The sequence below is a fragment of the Minwuia sp. genome, from assembly GCF_048007105.1.
Classification (GTDB): Bacteria; Pseudomonadota; Alphaproteobacteria; order Minwuiales; family Minwuiaceae; genus Minwuia.
In genome coordinates this window covers 2,416,358-2,434,225 of the sequence record NZ_CP180352.1, presented here as the reverse complement: position 1 = coordinate 2,434,225, position 17,868 = coordinate 2,416,358, and the positions used below count along the sequence as shown (strand labels likewise).

Below are 17,868 nucleotides of genomic sequence, written 5' to 3'. Positions count from 1 at the left end.
TCCTATTCCGCTGCGGCGGTATTGTCTGTCCGGGCGTCCCGGACAGCCTGCGACAGTTCGCGGGCGAGGTCCAGAAGGCCCGAAACGGCAGCCTTCCTGTCCTCGCCGGCGTCCTTCACCTTGTTCACCAGTGCCGAGCCGACGACCGCGGCATCCGCAACCGCGGCCACCGTCGCCGCCTGCTCCGGCGTCTTGATGCCGAAGCCGACCGCGATGGGCAGATCGCTGTGCGACTTCAGCCGCCGGACCGCCTTCGCCACCGCTTCCGTATCCAGGCTCGCCGCCCCGGTGATGCCGGCGATGCTGACGTAGTAGACGAAACCGGCAGTATTGTTCAGCACCGTCGGCAGACGGTTGTCGTCGGTTGTCGGCGTCGCCAGGCGGATAAGCGAAATGCCTTCGGCCCGCGCGGCCGACAGGATCTCGTCATCCTCCTCGGGCGGCAGGTCGACGATGATCAGCGCATCCACGCCGGCCTGAGAGGCGTCCTTCGAGAACCGCTCCGCCCCGTAGGAGAAGATCGGATTGAAGTAGCCCATCAGCACGATCGGCGTGTCCGGATCGCCTGTCCGGAAGTCACGGACCATGTCCAGCGTCCGCACCAGCGTCTGCCCGCCGGCCAGGGCGCGCAGACCCGCTTCCTGAACCGCGGGGCCGTCTGCCATCGGATCGGTGAACGGCATGCCGAGTTCGATGATGTCCGCCCCGGCGCCGGGCAGGCCCTTCAGGATCTCCGCCGAGTGCGCGGGGTCCGGATCGCCGGCCATGACGAACGGGATGAAGGCCGCGCGGCCTTCCGCCTTCAGCTTGGCGAAGCGGGCGTCGATACGGGCGCTCATATGTCCGCTCCCAGAGCCTTGGCGACGGTGAAGACATCCTTGTCGCCGCGTCCGCACATGTTCATCAGGATGATGTGGTCCTTCGGCAGGTCCGGGGCAATCCGGGCGACATGCGCCAGTGCATGCGCGGGCTCCAGCGCCGGGATGATGCCTTCCAGCTTCGAGCAGAGCTGGAACATCTCCAGCGCCTCGTCGTCGGTGGCGGAGACATATTCGACCCGGCCCATGTCCTTCAGCCAGGCGTGCTCCGGCCCGATACCCGGATAGTCCAGGCCCGCCGAGATCGAATGCGCCTCGGTGATCTGGCCGTCGTCCGACTGGAGCAGATAGGTCTTGTTGCCATGCAGGACGCCCGGCCGACCGCCGGTCAGCGAGGCGGCATGCTCGCCGGTCTCGATGCCGTGGCCCGCCGCCTCCACGCCGAAGATCCTGACATCCTCGTCGTCCAGGAAGGGGTGGAACAGGCCGATGGCGTTGGAGCCACCGCCGATGCAGGCCACCAGGCTGTCCGGCAGCCGGCCCTCGCGCTCGAGCATCTGCTCCTTCGCCTCGTTGCCGATAACCGACTGGAAGTCGCGCACCAGCTCCGGATAGGGATGCGGCCCCGCCGCCGTGCCGATGATGTAGAAGGTGTTCTCGACATTGGTGACCCAGTCGCGCAGCGCCTCGTTCATCGCGTCCTTCAGCGTGGACGATCCGGAGGTGACCGGAATCACCTCGGCCCCCAGCAGCTTCATGCGGAAGACGTTGGGCTGCTGCCGTTCGACGTCCACCGCGCCCATGTAGACCGTGCAGGGCAGGCCGAAACGGGCGGCCACCGTCGCGGCGGCGACGCCGTGCTGGCCGGCGCCGGTCTCCGCGATGATGCGGGGCTTGTTCATCCGCCGGGCCAGCAGGATCTGGCCCATGCAGTTGTTGATCTTGTGGCTGCCGGTGTGATTGAGCTCGTCGCGCTTGAAGTAGATCTTCGCGCCGCCGAAATGCTCGGTCAGCCGCTCGGCGAAATAGAGCGGGCTCGGCCGACCGGCGTAGTGCTTCAGATACTCGTCGAGTTCGGCCTTGAAGTCGGGATCCTTCTTCGCGGCATTCCAGTGCTTCTCGACCTCCAGCAGGAGCGGCATCAGCGTCTCGGCGGCATAGCGGCCGCCATACGGGCCGAAATGGCCCCGCTCGTCCGGACCTGTCCGGAAGGAATTCGGTTTCGTCGGTACGTTCATCGGTATGTCGTCTTTCAGATCGATTTGGCGGCGGCCAGGAATTCGGCGATGCGCTTCGGATCCTTCCGCCCCGGTTCGCTTTCGACGCCGGAGGAAACGTCCACCCAGCCCGCCCCGGAGGTCTCGACGGCCTCGCGGACATTGTCCGCATGCAGGCCGCCCGAGAGCATCCATGGCTGCTGGCAGGTGCGTCCCTGCATGAGGCGCCAGTCGAAGGCGACTCCGTTCCCGCCGGGCAGGCCCTTGCCCTGCCCCTTCGGCGGACGGGCGTCGAACAGCAGCCAGCTTGCGGCGCTGTCATAATCCCCGACAGCGCCGAAATCCTCCGCGTCCGAAATCTTGATGGCCTTCATGGCCGGCAGGCCCGTCCGGGCGCGGATCTGCTCGACCCGGGCCGGCGTTTCGCTGCCGTGAAGCTGGATGATATCCAGCGGCACCTTGGCCAGAACCTTGTCCAGCCAGGCGTCCTCGGGGTCGACGAAAAGGCCGACCTTTAGCACCGCGCCGGCGCGTTCGGCCAGCGTTGCCGCCGTCTCGGGATCCAGATTGCGCGGCGAAGGCGGATAGAAGACGAAGCCGACAGCATCGGCGCCGCCTTCCAGGGCGGCATCCACGTCAGCGGGTGTGCCGAGGCCGCAGATCTTGACCGAAACGCTCATCGGCCCAGCGCCTCGTCGGCCACCGCCCTTGCCGCAGCAGCTGGATCGCCGGCCGCCGTGATCGCCCTGGCCGACGACGATGTAGCTCGCGCCCGCCTCCACCGCCTCGCGCGGCGTCATCACGCGCTTCTGGTCACCCACCGCGGAACCGGCAGGACGAATCCCCGGCACGACGAGGATCGGGGTCATGCCCAGCGCCTCGCGCAGAGGGCCGATCTCCATGGGACTGCAGACAAGCCCGTCGGCGCCGGCCTCGACGGCCATCCGCCCGAGACGGACAACCTGCTCCTCGGTGGAGCCGGCGACGCCCATCTGCGCCAGATCGCTGTCGTCCAGGCTCGTCAGCACTGTGACCGCGATGATGCGGGGCCGGGCATCGCCGAATGCGTCCGAGGCCTCGCGCGCCGCCCGGATCATGGCCGGACCGCCCTGGGCATGGATCGTCATCAGATCGGGCGTGCAAGCCTGCGCCGCCGACGAGACTGCGCCGGCCACGGTGTTGGGAATGTCATGCAGCTTCACGTCGAGGAACAGCGGCACCCCGCCGGGCGCGGCCTTGCGCACGCCTTCCGGCCCGTTGGCCATATAGTATTCGAGCCCGAGCTTCACGCCGCCGACATGATCGGTGGTCGCGGCGATCAGGCCGGACGCCGCGCGGATATCGCCGGTGTCGATGGCGATCAGAACGGGATTGGTGCGTTCGCGGGACATGGCCGCGTCTATAGAGCAAATCGGGGGCGGTTGGAAACCGCTCGCAGCCCCTGTCCCGCGAAAGTCTTTGCTTTTCAGATCGGCTTCTGGCCGATCACCTTCCGCCCGGCATTGAGTTCCTTCAGATAGGCCATGCCGTCGGCGGCGATCGCCTCGCCGATATGCAGCCCCTGCTCGCGCTCCAGATCGTCCACGTCGATCCAGTTGGCGTAAAGCGGACGGGTCCTGTCGGTGATGATTCCGGCGTTGAGCAAGGTCTTCACCAGCACCCGCATGATGTTGGTCGGGTCCCGCAGGCTCTCGCGGCGGGTGGCGTCGCGGTCGGTGTAGACCTCCCGCACGGCATCGCGGACCCATTCCCATTCCAGGCCGAACTGCGGATAGATGTGCCGCTTCTGGCGGATGTTGGTCAGATTGTAGAGCAGGGTCTCGAAGCACTTCGCCGCCCAGTCCTCGACGATCTCGTGCTCCTTCTCCGACAGCTTCGGAATGGTCCGGTCCGCCCAGATCTTGCCGAACTTGTGGTGAAAGGCCTCGTCGGTCATCACCAGCTGGACCAGGCGCTTCAGCACCGGATCGTTGGTGTGACGGTGCAGATTGGCGAAGGCGCCCATGGCCAGCCCCTCGATCAGCATCTGCATGCCGACCAGCTTCTTGTAGACCTCCGGCGCGAGAACCAGTTCCTCCATCAGCGTGCCCAGGCTGTCGCCGACCGGATAGGCCGTACCCCAGCGCGACTTGATGTACATGGCGAAGGCGGTGACGTGCCGTGCCTCCTCGCGCGCCTGGTTGGAGGCGTATTCCTGCGCGCCCGGGTCGACAAGGATGTGGCAGAGGCTGGCCGACAGGCTCAGCGCGCCCTGCTCGCCATGCAGGATCGACGACAGGCCCCAGCGGGTGGATTCGTTCGCCAGCCGGATCTGCTGGCCCTCGTCCAGATGCTCGAGGACGGCGCCGGTGAGTTCCGGCACCTGTTCCAGCGGCATCAGATAGTCCTTCTCCAGATCGAAGGACTGGCTGTAGTCGACATACTTCGCGTCCAGCGGATCCCAGAAGTGGTCATGCGTCGCCGAAATGATCTGATCGAAGGCGTCGGTGCGGCGGTTGTAGCGCCCGACATCCATCATCACAGGGAAGGCGTCGCGATCGACGGTGTCGTAGGACGGATCGTGCGTGATGTGCTGGGCCATGAATTCTCTCCCCGAACTGGCGCTGCACCGACACGCAGTACGGGAAGTTGACGTTAACGTCAACGGTGACGCAACGTCAGCGAATCGGGTTTCCCGGAACGGACATTCGGCTAATGTGCCGCCGGTCACGACGGCGACGGGGAGACCACCGCATGCAGGCCGGTTTCAAGGGACGGTTCGGCTGGGCAATGTACGACTGGGCGGCCCAGCCCTTCTTCACCATCATCTTCACCTTCATCTTCGGTCCCTATTTCGTCGGTCACGTCGTCGCCGATGAGGTTCGCGGCCAGGCGCTGTGGGGCGACACCCAGACCATTGCCGGCCTGATCATGGCCTTCATGGCGCCGGTGCTCGGCTCGCTGGCCGATGCGACCGGGCCGCGCAAGCCCTGGGTACTTGGCTTCACGCTGCTCTGCATCGCCGCCTGTTTCGGTCTCTGGTTCGCCGTGCCCAATGCCGACGGCGGCACGCTGGCTCTGGTCATCGCCTGCGTCGTCCTCGGCGTCATCGGCGCCGAGTTCTCCATCGTCTTCAACAACGCCATGCTGCCGGATCTGGCGAAGAACGGTCAGGTCGGCCGCCTTTCCGGCTTCGGCTGGGCCATGGGCTATGTCGGCGGCCTGATCGCGCTGATCATCATGCTGATCGTGACCGGTCAGATGCCCGGCGTGCCCGGGCCGTCCTTCCCGGAAGGCAGTTTCATCGCCGAGCGTCTCGCCGGTCCGTTTTCCGGCATCTGGTTCCTGATCTTCATCATTCCCTTCATGATCTGGACACCGGACACACCGAAGCTTGTAAACGACCGCGTGCAGGCGATCCGCGACGGACTGAAGGATCTGCGGCACACCATCGCGACCCTGCCGCAGCGGCCCAACATCTTCCGCTTCCTGATCGCGCGGATGATCTACTACGACGGCCTGAACGCCATCTTCGCCTTCGGCGGCATCTACGTCGCGGCGCAGTTCGGCTGGGGCCTGACCGAGCTCGGCCTGTTCGGCATCGTCGCCCTGATCGCCGGCATTCCGGGCAGCCTGGTCGGCGGCTGGCTGGACGACCGGATCGGCTCGAAGGCAACGCTGTTCCTGTCGGTGGGCGGGCTGACCCTCGTGGTGATCGGTCTGATCTCGGTCGGCGACGGCATGGTCTTCTTTGCCGTGCCGATGGACTTCCCCACGCCGGACGACGGCCTGTTCGCCTCGACGGCGGAGCAGGTGGTGATGCTGATGACCGCCGTGCTGGGCATCGTCGCCGGACCGGCGCAGGCCGCCAGCCGTTCGATGGTTACCCGCCTCGCACCGCCGGACCGGCTGGGCCAGTATTTCGGCCTGTTCTCGCTCTCCGGCAAGGTGACGGCCTTCCTAGCCCCCTTCGCCATCGCGCGCGTCACCGAGGCCTCCGAGAGCAGCCGCATCGGCATCTCGGTGATCATCATCTTCCTGATCGTCGGTCTGGCGATCCTCTCGACGGTGCGCGAGGAACAGGACGCGGAAGTCTAGCCCTTCAGGTCGCCCATCGAGACATAGGCCGAGATCCGCTCCAGGCTGGAGTGCACGTCCACGACCACCGGACCGTCATGGGCCATCGCCTCGGCGACCTTGGCCTCGATGTCGTCGTCCTTGGTGATCGTCACGCCCTTGGCGCCAAAGGCCGCGCCGTACTGCGCGAAATCCGGATTGGCGAGCCCGGTGGCCGAGATCGTGCCGGGGAAGAACTTCTCCTGATGCAGGCGGATGGTGCCGTAGGAGGCGTTGTTGGAGACGAAGACCTTAGCCTTGACGCCGCGGGCCATCGCCGTCGCCAGTTCGTTGCCGGTCATCATCGCGCCGCCGTCGCCCAGGAAGGTGATCACCTGCCGGTCCGGGCAGCGCAACCCCGCGGCCACAGCCGCCGGCGTGCCCATACCCATCGCGCCCGAGACCGCGCCGACCATCGCCTGCCTGCCGTTCAGACGGACATGGCGGTGGATCCAGCTGGAGAAGTTGCCGGCGTCGGTGATCAGGATGGCGTCGTCGGTCAGATGCGGCTTCAGCGCCTCGACGATCAGCCCGAAATTGATGCCGTCATCGGCCGGTTCCGGCTCGCCGCCCATCAATCCGTCGATATAGCCCTTGATGCGCGCGATCCAGGCTTCCCGGCCCTTCGCAGCGCCGCCGCCTGCTGACGCCAGCGCCTCCAGAAACAGTGCCGGATCCGCCACCAGACCGGTCTCGGCCGCGAAGACGCGCCCGATGACGTTGGCGTCGGGGTGGACGTGGATCAGCGGCTGCTTCGGCGGGATGGAGGGGAAGACATAGCCCTGCGTGGTGGTGTCGCCCAGCCGTGTACCCACGGCCAGGATCAGGTCCGCGTCCGAGAGCAGCTCAACCTGCGGCTTTGGGATGTTGAAGCCCAGATGCCCGGCGAAGAGCGGATTGTCGTTCGGGAACATGTCCTGGTGCTTGAAGCTCATGGCGGCGGGGATCCGCAGCGCCTCGGCCGCCGCCAGCAGCGCCGCCCGGCCCTTCGCGTTGTCAAGCAACCCGCCCGCGATGATCAGCGGCCGCTCGGCGGCGGCGATGCGGGCCGCGATGTCGGCCACCGCGGACTCCGGGGCGCCGTGGCGGGCGACCGGCATCGGGTCCAGCGGCTTTGCCTCGGTCATGTCGAACTGCATGTCCTCGGGCAGCACGATGACCACGGGGCCCGGCGTACCGCTGCGGGCGATCTGGAAGGCGCGGGCCACGATCTCGGGGATGCGGTCGGCGTCCATGATGGTCCAGACGGCTTTAGCCATCTCGCCGAACATTTTCGAATAGTCGATCTCCTGGAACGCGCCGCGGCCGATCTCGTCGCGCGACACCTGGCCGATGAACAGAACCATCGGCACGGCGTCCTGTTCGGCGGTATGTAGCGCGATCGAGGCGTTGGTGGCGCCCGGCCCGCGGCTGACCAGCGCCACGCCGGGCTGTCCGGTCAGCTTGGCGTCGGCCACGGCCATGAAGCCGGCGCCGGATTCGTGACGGGTCTGGACCAGGTCGATACGGTTGCGCCGCGCGAAGGCATCCAGCGTCGCCAGATAGCTCTCGCCGGGCACGCAGAAGGCGCGGTCCACGCCCTCGGCTTCAAGACAGGCCACAATCAGATCCGCTGCCGTACCGCTCATTGTCCCCTCCCCAAGGAATGCAAATTTTCTACCTGCCGGTAACATTCGGATATCAACCGGTTAGGCCGTACTACCATAGTTGCAGGATCGGACAGCCTCTGCGAATATTATTGCAGAAGCGCGCCGGCACTAAGATCGGCGCGTTGTCTTACAGGGAGGAGTAGACCCGATGAAGTTCGTTACCCGAATTGCGGCTGTTGCGGCCTTGGCAGCGGCCCCGACGCTGGCGCTGGCCGAGGCTGGCCTGCCGGACAAGATGACCTGGACCGCCTATGGCACCACCGCATCGGGCTATGCCCAGTCGGTCGCCATCGGCAACGCGCTGCAGGAGACCTACGGCACCAAGATGCGCGTGATCCCCGGCAAGAACGACGTCAGCCGCATGGCCCCGCTGCGCGACGGCCAGGCCGACTACTGCGCCTGCGGCGCCGCCGCCTATTTCGGCCAGGAAGCCGCCTTCCTGTTCGCCTCCGAGGAATGGGGCCCGCAGCCGCTGCGCGTGGTCATGACCGCCATCGGCGCGAACGGGCTGGCGCTGGCGACCGCCAAGGACGCCAACATCACCACCATGGCCGACCTGAAGGGCAAGCGCGTCTCGTGGGTCGTCGCGGGCGACGCCCTGAACTGGAACGCCGCGGCGAACATGGCCTTTGCCGGTCTGACCTGGGACGATGTCCAGAAGGTCGAGGTTTCGGGTTTCAAGGCTTCCGTCGACGCGATCATCAACGGTCAGTCCGACGCCGCCTTCATGTCGACCGTGACGCCGCATGCGCAGCGTCTGGCCGCCAGCCCGCGCGGCATCCACTGGCCGCCGCTGCCGCATGACGACGTGGAAGGCTGGAAGCGCCTGAACGCCGCGCAGCCGATCGCGCTGCAGCACACCATCACGGTTGGCGCGGACCTGTCGGCGGACAACCCGCTGATCGGCTACACCTATCCGTACCCGATCCTGGTCACCAACGCCCCGCAGGACGCCGACGAAGTCTATGCGCTGGTGAAGGCGATCCACTCGACCTACGACAAGTACAAGGACGCCGCGCCGGGCGCTGCCGGCTGGGCACTGGCGAACCAGAACCTCGTCTGGGGCATCCCGTACCATGACGGCGCCATCCGCTTCTACAAGGAGCAGGGCATGTGGACCGACGAGGCACAGGCCAACCACGACACCCTGATCAAGCGTCAGCAGATCATCGCCGACACCTGGAAGTCGATGGGCGACATTTCGGGCATGAGCCCGGAAGACATCAGCGCCAAGTGGATGCCGATGCGCAAGAAGGCCCTCGAGGACGCCGGCATGCCGGTCGTCTTCAACTGATCCGGGCAACCTGAATGACAAATCAGGCTGGCTCAGGGCCGGCGGACCCCTCGGGGGGAACGCCGGCCGCCGGTCAGAAGATGGTGGCGGCGGATACCGAGTTCCGGTATCGGCCGCTGTCGCCTTTCTGGCGGACGGTGATGATCGTCATCACCGTCGTGACGGTGCTGCTGTCCGTCTACAAGCTGTTCAATCTGGGCCACACCTTCGGCTACGTGCCGATCGACACCCAGTACTTCTTCATCCTGCTGGCGCTGCTGCTGCCGCTCTGCATCCTGGTCTTCCCGATCCGGCCGGTGCGGGAGGGCGGATCGCCGATGGACGGCGCCTACTTCGCCTTCGACCTGCTGCTGATGGCGGCCGCGGTCGGCGCGAACCTCTATCTGTTCGTCTACGCCAAGGACATCGTGAACCTTGGCTGGGAGTGGGCCGCGCCCACCCATATCCAGATCGCGGCCGGCATCCTCTGGGTGCTGGTTCTTGAAGCGACGCGGCGGTCCGCGGGCTTCTCGGTCTTCATCATCGTCCTGATCTTCTCGCTCTATCCGCTGTTCGGCGAGAACCTGCCGGAGCCGCTGGAGACCTTCGAGAACGAGCCCTTCGGCAAGACGGTCGCCTATCACGCGATCTCATCGGAATCGATCCTCGGCATCCCCTTCCGGGCCTTCGCCAATCTGGTGATCGGCTTCCTCATGTTCGGCGTCGCACTGCAGTACACCGGCGGCGGCAAGTTCTTCCTCAACCTCGCCTTCTCGCTGCTCGGTCATGTCCGCGGCGGTCCGGCGAAGGTGGCGATCTTCTCCTCGGGCCTGATGGGTTCGATGAGCGGCTCGGTCATCACCAACGTGCTGACCACCGGCGCGCTCTCGATCCCGGCCATGAAGCGGACGGGATTCAAGGCGCACTACGCCGGCGGCGTCGAGGCCTGCGCCTCGACCGGCGGCGTGCTGATGCCGCCGATCATGGGCGCGACCGCCTTCATCATGGCGATCTACCTGAACGTGCCCTATTCGGAGATCATCATCGCGGCGGCGATCCCGTCCTTCCTCTACTTCTTCGGCCTGTTCATGCAGATCGACAGCTACGCCGCCCGCGCCGGGCTGGAAGGGCTGCCGAAGACCGAGATGCCGCGCCTGCGCGACACCATCAAGGAAGGCTGGCACTACATCTTCGTCTTCTTCCTGCTGGTGTTCATGCTGCTCTACCTGCAGCGGGAAGCGCTCGCGCCCTACTACGCGACGGTGCTGCTGGTCGTGATCAACCAGATCACGCCGCACAACCGCTGGAAGATGGCCGATCTGAGCAAGTTCGTGATCGGCGTCGGACGGCTGTTCGCCGAGCTGGCGGCGATCCTGGCCGGCATCGGCATGATCGTCGGTTCGCTGTCGATGACCGCGAAGATCTCGACCCTGGCCAACGAACTGCTGTCGCTGGCCGGCGGCGATGTCTTCCTGCTGCTGCTGATGGGTGCGCTCGCCAGCTTCATCATGGGCATCGGCGTGACCGTCACGGTCGCCTACATCATCCTGGCGATCACCCTCGCGCCCGCGCTGACGCAGTCAGGCCTCAATCCGATGGCCGTGCACATGTTCATGCTCTACTGGGGCATGCTCAGCTTCATCACGCCGCCCGTGGCGCTGGGTGCGTTTGCGGCGGCCAGCCTTGCCGGGTCCAACCCGATGCGGACAGGCTTCGAGGCAATGCGGCTGGGATCGGTGATCTACTTCATCCCGTTCTTCTTCGTGCTCAATCCGGGCCTGATCATGCAGGGCACGGTCGCACAGGTGCTGACCGTGACGGTAACCGCCGTCATCGGCGTGATCCTGCTGGCCTCGGCGCTGCAGGGATACCTGATCGGGATCGGACGGCTGAACGGCAACCAGGTGCTGCAATGGCCCATCCGGCTGGCCATTGGTATCGCCGCCATTCTGTTCCTGGCGCCGGGCGGCAAGCTGACCGGCTTCACCCATGTCGAACTGGTGATCGCCGGCCTGGTTCTGGCGGTGCCGGCCATGGCAGTCGCCTGGTTCACGGGCCGCCAGCCCGCCAGGGCGTGACGGGCCGGAGGAGCATTCGAAACCTCCTCATTGCCGCGGGTATCGCGCTGGCTTCGCTCGGGACGGGCGAAGCCAGCGCCGCCTGCGAAGTCGACCGGCCCGTCGTCATCGCCGGACTGAACTGGGACTCCAACGCCTTCCACGCCGCCCTCGCCGCCCGCATCCTGAAAGACGGCTTCGGATGCCGTGTCGAGATCGCGACAGGCAGTACACGGCCCCTGTTCAGGATGCTGATGCGCGGCGAGATCGACGTGATGATGGAAGTCTGGAAAGACAACCTGCCCGGCCTCTGGCAGCGGAGCCAGAGCGACGGTTCGGTCGTCGAACTCGGAATAAACTATCCCGATGCGATCCAGGGCTGGTTCGTGCCCCGCTATGCGGTCGAGGGCGATGATGCTCCTGCAGCCGGCCTGACCGCAGTTGCCGACCTGCCGCGCTACAAGCAGGTCTTCGCCGACCCGGAGAACCGGCGCAAGGGGCGCTTCTACAACTGCATGCTCGGCTGGGGCTGCGAGGCCATCAACACCGCCAAGCTGTACGCCTACGGGCTGAACGCGCATTACAACAACTTCCGCCCGGTCTCGGGCGACGCACTGATGCGCGCCATTTCCGAACTCTACGCAAGACAGGAGCCGTTCCTCACCTACCACTGGGGGCCGACCTGGGTGCTGGGCGCCTACGATCTGGTGATGCTCGAGGAACCGCCCTACGATCCGGATGTCTGGGCGAAACTGGGACGCAGCCGCAAGCCTGAGGCCGCGACCGCCTACCCGGTCTCCGAGATCAGCATTGCCGTCAATCGGGGCTTTCGGAAGGCCGCGCCGGAGATCTCGGCGTTTCTGGGGCTCTACCGGACCAGCAATCGCCTCACATCCGAAGCGCTCGCCGTGATGCACCGGCAAGGAAAGGCGCCGCAGGAAGCTGCCCTGTGGTTCCTGCGCCAGAAACCGGACGTCTGGCAGGCATGGCTGCCTGCGGACATCGCCGCAAAGGTCGCGGCGTCAGCAGGCGGCGACGAGGGCTAGCGGGCGCGTCGATCTCAGCCGCAGTCCCGCGGCGTGATTTCCTTTTCCTTGGCCCAGGCCGCGGCCGACGCCTCGACCATCGGACGCACGATGGTCTGATCCGTCTCGATCCAGCCGGATGCGGATTGCCAGGCGCCGTCCCGCCACTGCATGAACCGCACCGGCGCACCACCTTCATGATCCTTGCAGGTGATCGAGAATTCCGGCAGCAAGCCGGCCGCGCCGAGGCGCTCCAGCCGTGCCTTGTCGAAGGTCAGCTGTTCCAGAGCCGCCTGGACTTCCGCGCCGGTCACGGGCCGGTTCTCGCCCACCATCGCCATGGCGTCGCGGATGGCCTCTGTGCCGATCATGGCCATCGCATAGGCGCGGTTGACGTATATGGTGCCGAGCCGTTCCTTGGTCACGGTCCCCAGGCCCTTCGAATAGAAGGTCTCGATCATCTCCTGTATCAGCGGGAAGCCGGTGCCCGCGGCCGGGAAACCCGCGGCATAGTAGCCCTCGGCGGCTTCGCCGGCGGAGCGGGCGTCATCCTCCGAGCCTGACCACCAGACCCCGACGATCCGGTCCGCGGGGTACTGGACACGCGCAGCTTCTCGCAGGGCGGTCGGATTCATCACCCCCCAGCCGCGCAGGATCACGTAGTCCGGCTGGAACTGACGGGCGATCTGCAGCCAGACCGCCTTCTGGTCCAGGCCGGGATGCGGGACCGAGAAGCTGCGGATCTCGAAGCCGAATTTCCGCGCCTGCTCCTCCAGGATGGGGGTCGTCTCCTTGCCATAGGCGGAATCGTGGCGGAGATTCGCGATCTTCAGCCCCTGAAGCCTGTCCATGCCGCCGGCACGCTCGCCGATGAAGCGGATGATCGCCGTGGACTGGCTCCAGAAGTTCGTCAGCGCCGGAAACAGATAGGGAAACACCCGGCCGTCCGAGGCGTCCGAGCGCCCGTAGCCCATGGTGATGACCGGAATCTGTTCCTTCTCCGCGCGCTCGAAAACGGCATAGGCGCCATCCGTCGACAGCGGATGGAAGAATGGCAGCGCGCCGGCAGCCTTCTTCTTCAGGCGCTCATAGCACTCGACCACACGGTCGGCCCGGTAGGCCGTGTCGCATTTCTCATAGGTCAGTTTGACGCCGTTGATGCCGCCATCGCGGACGTTGAGGAACTCGTAGTAATCGGCCATGCCGTCGCCCAGCGCGGAACCGCCAACGGCATAGGGACCGGTCCAGTAGGCGGCAATGGGAATGAACTGTTCGGCGGCGCAGACGGGGCCTGACAGAAAGACGGCGGCGGCCAGTCCAAGTACAAGTCTCCGAAGCCCCATATACCTCTCCCCGCCTCGTACCGTTCTTGTTGCACACGCCCCTGATCGAATGTCGATCAATAACATCTCCCCCGATCTTCCGCCATGCGCCCGCAAGTCTTGCCCGGACAACGGAAAGACATGGATTGCAGGTCTTGATCCAGCGGCGGCCGCGCCAACCTGAAGCGCATGCCCGACCTTTCCTTTCTTCTTCGACCCTATGCCCGCTGGCGCATCGGCCGTCTGCGCAACATGGATCCCGCCCGCGCCCAGAACCGCGAACTGATGCGGCTGCTCGACTGGGCAAAGGACACCGCCTTCGGCCGGGCTCACGACTTCGCGAAGATCCGGACCGTCGCCGATTTCCAGAAGGCCGTCCCGCTCGGCGCCTATGAGGACTTCTGGCAGACCTGGTGGAGCGACGCCTTTCCCGTCCACGAGAATCTCACAAGTCCGGGCCGGACGCGCTACTTCGCCGTCACATCGGGCACCACCAGCGGCGCCACGAAATACATCCCGGTGACCGACCGCATGGTGGCCGCGAACAAGCGCGCCGCGATCGACGTCGTCGTGCATCACCTGGCCAATCATCCGAAGAGCCATCCGCTCGGCGGCAAGACCTTCATGATGGGCGGCTCCACCGATCTGGTGGAGGAGGCTCCGGGCATCTTCTCCGGCGATCTCAGCGGAATCGCTGTCAAGACGCAGAGCGCCTGGACCCGGCCCTTCGCCTGGCCGCCCGAAGACACAGCCTTGCTGGCCGACTGGGAAGAGAAGCTCCGCCGCTTCGTACGTGACGGTTTCGACCAGAACATCGCTATCTGGACCGGCGTGCCGAGCTGGATGCTGATCCTGCTGGAGCGGATGAAGGCCGAACATCCGGACCGCAAACCGTTCCCCAACCTGCAGCTGCTGGTTCATGGCGGCGTCGCCTGGGACCTCTACAGGGACCGGTTCGGGGATTTCCTGGCGCAGACCGGTGCGGCGACCCGTGAAGTCTATCCGGCCTCGGAAGGGTTCATCGCGATCCAGGACCGCGGCGAGGGCGAAGGCCTCGCCCTGATCCCCGACAACGGCATCTTCTTCGAGTTCGTGCCGGTCGAGGAACTGGGATCCGACAATCCGACGCGGCACTGGGCCGGCAATCTGGAAACCGGCGTGAACTACGCCATCGCGGTCTCGTCGGTGGCCGGCCTGTATGCCTATCTGATCGGCGATACCGTGCGCTTCGTCGACCGCGATCCGCCGCGGCTGCTGATCACCGGCCGGCACCAGCTACATGCTCTCGGCCTTCGGCGAGCATCTGATCGGCAGCGAGATCGAGCAGGCGGTGCACGAAGCGGCCGGCAAGCAGTCAATCGATATCGTCGAGTTCACCGTCGGACCGGTGCTGAACGGCGGCAGCGGCGGGCGCGGCGGCCATGTCTATCTGGTCGAGGCGCGGGGCGAGCCGGATGCAGCGCAGTTGGCCGCCGATATCGACGAAACACTCAACCGGACCAACGACGACTATGCCGCCCATCGCGGCGGCGGAACCGGGATGGACGCACCGGTCCTCCGCCTGATGCCGCCGGGCGCGTTCGAGCGGTGGATGGAGATGAAGGGCAAGGCCGGCGGGCAGCACAAGGTGCCGCGCGTCATAGCCGACGCATCGAAATACGCGACGATGCTGGAAGAGTTCGAAGAGATCGCGGGCGGCGTCTGAGCGCCGCCCGTCGGATCGTCAGGCGATCAGCGCGTCGGAACCGGCGCGTCGCCGCGGTAGTCGTAGAAGCCGCGGTTCACCTTGCGGCCGAGCCAGCCGGCCTCGACATACTTTACCAGCAGCGGGCAAGGACGGTACTTGGTATCGGCCAGGCCGTCATAGAGCACCTGCATCACGGCGAGGCAAGTATCCAGACCAATGAAGTCGGCCAGTTCCAGCGGCCCCATCGGATGGTTCGCGCCGAGCCGCATGGCGGTATCGATCGCATCGACCGAGCCGACGCCTTCGTAGAGGGTGTAGACGGCCTCGTTGATCATCGGCAGCAGGATTCGGTTGACGATGAAGGCCGGGAAATCCTCGGCGGCCGTCGGGGTCTTGCCCAGCTTCACCACGACCTCGCGGACGGCGGAGAAGGTGACATCCTCGGTGGCAATCCCGCGAATCAGCTCGACCAGCTGCATCATCGGCACCGGGTTCATGAAGTGCATGCCCATGAACCGCTCCGGCCGGTCGGTGACCGATGCCAGACGGGTGATCGAGATCGACGAGGTGTTGGAGGCGATCAGCGTGTCTTCCTTCAGATGCTCGGTGAGCCCCTGAAAGATCTTCTTCTTGAGCGCTTCGTCTTCGGTGGCCGCCTCGATGACCAGATTGGTGTGCCCGACCTCGCCCAGATCGAGGCTGGGTTTGATGCGGGCCAGCGCCTCGGCGTGGTCCGCCTCGGAAATGCGCTTGCGGGCCGCCTGACGGGCGAGGTTCCCGTCGATGGTCTTGATCGCCTCGTCCAGGCGATCCTGGTCGATGTCGTTCAGCACCACGTCGTAGCCGGCGAGGGCGCAGACATGGGCAATGCCATTGCCCATCTGACCGGCGCCGATGACGCCGATCGAACGGATTTTGACGGGATCGCTCATGCCGCGTCCTTCATGCTGAAGCGTGCCGGGGCCCGCAGGTGCGTTCAAAGCTTGCCTTCCAGTTCCGGCACGGCCTGGAACAGGTCAGCCACAAGGCCGTAGTCGGCGACCTGGAAGATCGGCGCCTCTTCGTCCTTGTTGATGGCGACGATGACCTTGGAGTCCTTCATGCCGGCCAGATGCTGGATGGCGCCGGAAATGCCGACGGCGACATACAGCTCCGGCGCGACGACCTTGCCGGTCTGGCCGACCTGCATGTCGTTCGGCACGAAGCCGGCATCGACCGCGGCGCGCGATGCGCCGACGGCGGCGCCCAGCTTGTCCGCCACCTTGTAGAGCATCTCGAAATTGTCGCCGTTCTGCATGCCGCGGCCGCCGGAGATGACGATCTTGGCGGTCGCCAACTCGGGACGGTCCGATTTGGAGAGGCGCTCGCCGACGAAGGACGACAGGCCCGGATCGTCGACCGCGGAGACGCTCTCGACAGACGCGGAGCCGCCTTCGGTCGCCGCCTTCTCGAAAGCCGTCGGACGGACGGTGATGACCTTCTTCTCGTCCGACGACTGCACGGTCGCCAGCGCGTTGCCGGCATAGATCGGGCGGACGAAGGTGTCGGCGCTCTCGACCGCCGAGATCTCGGAAATCTGCTGCACGTCCAGCAGCGCGGAGACGCGCGGCATGACGTTCTTGCCCGACGTCGTGGCGGGCGCGACGACGTGGCTGTAGTCCCCGGCCAGGCTGACGATCAGTGCGGCGCGGTTCTCGGCCGTCGCATGCTCGTAGCCGGCGTCGTCGGCATGCAGCACCTTGGCGACGCCCGCCACCTTGGCGGCAGCCTCGGCGACGGCGCCGGCATTGTGGCCGATGACCAGAACGGCAACGTCGCCGCCCATGGCGTTCGCCGCGGTGATCGCGGACAGGGTGGCCGGGTTCAGCTCGGAATTGTCGTGTTCGGCAACAACAAGAATGCTCATCAGATCACACCCGCTTCGTTCTTCAGCTTGTCGACCAGCTCATCGACGGTCTCGACCTTGACGCCGCCCTGGCGCTTCGGCGGCTCGGTCACCTTCAGCGTCTTCAGCCGCGGCGCGATATCGACGCCCAGATCTTCCGGCGACTTCGTGTCGATCGGCTTCTTCTTCGCCTTCATGATGTTCGGCAGCGACGCGTAGCGCGGCTCGTTGAGGCGCAGGTCGGTGGTGACGACCATCGGCATCTTCAGTTTGATGGTCTGCAGGCCGCCGTCGACCTCACGGGTGACCTCGGCGGTGTCGCCATCGATCTTCACCTCGGAGGCGAAAGTGCCCTGGCTCCAACCCAGCAGCGCGGCCAGCATCTGGCCGGTCTGGTTGCTGTCGTCATCGATGGCCTGCTTGCCCAGAATGACCACGTCGGGCTTCTCTTCGTCGCAGATCGCCTTCATCAGCTTGGCGACCGCCAGCGGCTGAACCTCGTCATCGGTCTTCACCAGAATGCCGCGGTCGGCGCCCATGGCCAGAGCGGTGCGGATGGTCTCCTGACACTGCTGAACGCCGATCGAAACGGCCACGACCTCGCTCGCGGTGCCGGCTTCCTTCATCCGGACAGCCTCTTCCACACCGATTTCGTCGAACGGGTTCATCGACATCTTCACGTTGGCGAGTTCTACGCCACTCTGATCGGCCTTCACGCGCACCTTGACGTTGTAGTCAACGACGCGCTTGACAGCGACGAGTACCTTCATCTCCCGCGATCTCCAGAATTCATGTCAGCATTTGCCGGATCGGTTCCGGATCCGGCTGGATCCGCCCTCC

Annotated in this window: 14 protein-coding genes and 1 pseudogene; 6 read left to right on the top strand and 9 right to left on the bottom strand. The window is 65.7% G+C overall.

Annotated features, from left to right (window positions below):
• Positions 1 to 2: 2 nt before the first annotated feature.
• The 4 genes from trpA to ACMVY4_RS11740 all read right to left on the bottom strand — a co-directional run bounded on the left by trpA (position 3) and on the right by ACMVY4_RS11740 (position 4,616).
• Positions 3 to 839, bottom strand: a complete 837-nt coding sequence (gene trpA / locus ACMVY4_RS11755; protein ID WP_416896215.1) for a tryptophan synthase subunit alpha — start codon at positions 837 to 839, stop codon at positions 3 to 5.
• Positions 836 to 2,056, bottom strand: coding sequence for a tryptophan synthase subunit beta (gene trpB / locus ACMVY4_RS11750; RefSeq protein WP_416896214.1), 1,221 nt, complete (start codon positions 2,054 to 2,056; stop codon positions 836 to 838). Before trpB ends, trpA begins: the two co-directional genes overlap by 4 nt.
• Positions 2,057 to 2,070: 14 nt before the next feature.
• Positions 2,071 to 3,426, bottom strand: a complete 1,356-nt coding sequence (locus ACMVY4_RS11745; protein ID WP_416896213.1) for a phosphoribosylanthranilate isomerase — start codon at positions 3,424 to 3,426, stop codon at positions 2,071 to 2,073.
• A 74-nt stretch (positions 3,427 to 3,500) separates the two neighbouring features.
• The gene (locus tag ACMVY4_RS11740) at positions 3,501 to 4,616 is read right to left on the bottom strand and encodes a ferritin-like domain-containing protein (RefSeq protein WP_416896212.1); all 1,116 of its coding nucleotides are present in this window, start codon (positions 4,614 to 4,616) and stop codon (positions 3,501 to 3,503) included.
• 152 nt (positions 4,617 to 4,768) lie between these two features.
• Here ACMVY4_RS11740 and ACMVY4_RS11735 point away from each other — a divergent pair, with 152 nt between their 5' ends.
• Positions 4,769 to 6,112 (top strand): MFS transporter, encoded by a 1,344-nt coding sequence (locus ACMVY4_RS11735; protein WP_416896211.1) that lies wholly within the window; start codon positions 4,769 to 4,771, stop codon positions 6,110 to 6,112.
• Here the strand turns inward: ACMVY4_RS11735 and ACMVY4_RS11730 are convergent.
• Positions 6,109 to 7,758 (bottom strand): thiamine pyrophosphate-dependent enzyme, encoded by a 1,650-nt coding sequence (locus ACMVY4_RS11730; RefSeq protein ID WP_416896210.1) that lies wholly within the window; start codon positions 7,756 to 7,758, stop codon positions 6,109 to 6,111. The genes ACMVY4_RS11735 and ACMVY4_RS11730 overlap by 4 nt on opposite strands.
• Before the next feature lie 169 nt (positions 7,759 to 7,927).
• On the opposite strand from ACMVY4_RS11730, the gene ACMVY4_RS11725 reads away from it, so the two are divergent.
• From ACMVY4_RS11725 to ACMVY4_RS11715, 3 genes are read left to right on the top strand one after another with little or no spacing between them, the layout of a single operon-like run.
• Positions 7,928 to 9,073, top strand: a complete 1,146-nt coding sequence (locus ACMVY4_RS11725) for a TAXI family TRAP transporter solute-binding subunit (protein ID WP_416896209.1) — start codon at positions 7,928 to 7,930, stop codon at positions 9,071 to 9,073.
• A gap of 14 nt (positions 9,074 to 9,087) precedes the next feature.
• Complete coding sequence (locus ACMVY4_RS11720; protein ID WP_416896208.1) at positions 9,088 to 11,130, top strand: TRAP transporter permease; 2,043 nt, start codon at positions 9,088 to 9,090, stop codon at positions 11,128 to 11,130.
• Complete coding sequence (locus ACMVY4_RS11715; protein WP_416896207.1) at positions 11,127 to 12,155, top strand: ABC transporter substrate-binding protein; 1,029 nt, start codon at positions 11,127 to 11,129, stop codon at positions 12,153 to 12,155. The genes ACMVY4_RS11720 and ACMVY4_RS11715 overlap by 4 nt, the downstream gene beginning before the upstream one ends.
• 14 nt (positions 12,156 to 12,169) lie before the next feature.
• On the opposite strand, the gene ACMVY4_RS11710 is transcribed toward ACMVY4_RS11715, so the two are convergent.
• Entirely contained in the window at positions 12,170 to 13,477 is a 1,308-nt protein-coding gene (locus ACMVY4_RS11710) for an ABC transporter substrate-binding protein (RefSeq protein ID WP_416900306.1), read from the bottom strand.
• 168 nt (positions 13,478 to 13,645) lie between these two features.
• On the opposite strand from ACMVY4_RS11710, the pseudogene ACMVY4_RS11705 reads away from it, so the two are divergent.
• Together ACMVY4_RS11705 and ACMVY4_RS11700 are read left to right on the top strand one after the other, a co-directional pair.
• Positions 13,646 to 14,665, top strand: a pseudogene (locus tag ACMVY4_RS11705) (GH3 family domain-containing protein); the annotation flags it as partial.
• A gap of 70 nt (positions 14,666 to 14,735) precedes the next feature.
• On the top strand, positions 14,736 to 15,161 hold the full coding sequence (locus ACMVY4_RS11700; protein ID WP_416896206.1) for a GH3 family domain-containing protein: 426 nt from the start codon (positions 14,736 to 14,738) through the stop codon (positions 15,159 to 15,161).
• 26 nt (positions 15,162 to 15,187) lie between these two features.
• Here ACMVY4_RS11700 and ACMVY4_RS11695 read toward each other — a convergent pair whose 3' ends face one another.
• The 3 genes from ACMVY4_RS11695 to ACMVY4_RS11685 are packed head-to-tail and all read right to left on the bottom strand — an operon-like array spanning position 15,188 to position 17,798.
• Complete coding sequence (locus tag ACMVY4_RS11695) at positions 15,188 to 16,075, bottom strand: 3-hydroxybutyryl-CoA dehydrogenase (protein ID WP_416896205.1); 888 nt, start codon at positions 16,073 to 16,075, stop codon at positions 15,188 to 15,190.
• Positions 16,076 to 16,119: 44 nt separating this feature from the next.
• On the bottom strand, positions 16,120 to 17,049 hold the full coding sequence (locus ACMVY4_RS11690; RefSeq protein WP_416896204.1) for an electron transfer flavoprotein subunit alpha/FixB family protein: 930 nt from the start codon (positions 17,047 to 17,049) through the stop codon (positions 16,120 to 16,122).
• Positions 17,049 to 17,798 carry an electron transfer flavoprotein subunit beta/FixA family protein gene (locus tag ACMVY4_RS11685; RefSeq protein WP_416896203.1) on the bottom strand — a complete coding sequence of 250 codons (750 nt, stop codon included), beginning with the start codon at positions 17,796 to 17,798 and terminating at the stop codon, positions 17,049 to 17,051. Before ACMVY4_RS11685 ends, ACMVY4_RS11690 begins: the two co-directional genes overlap by 1 nt.
• Positions 17,799 to 17,868: the final 70 nt, after the last annotated feature.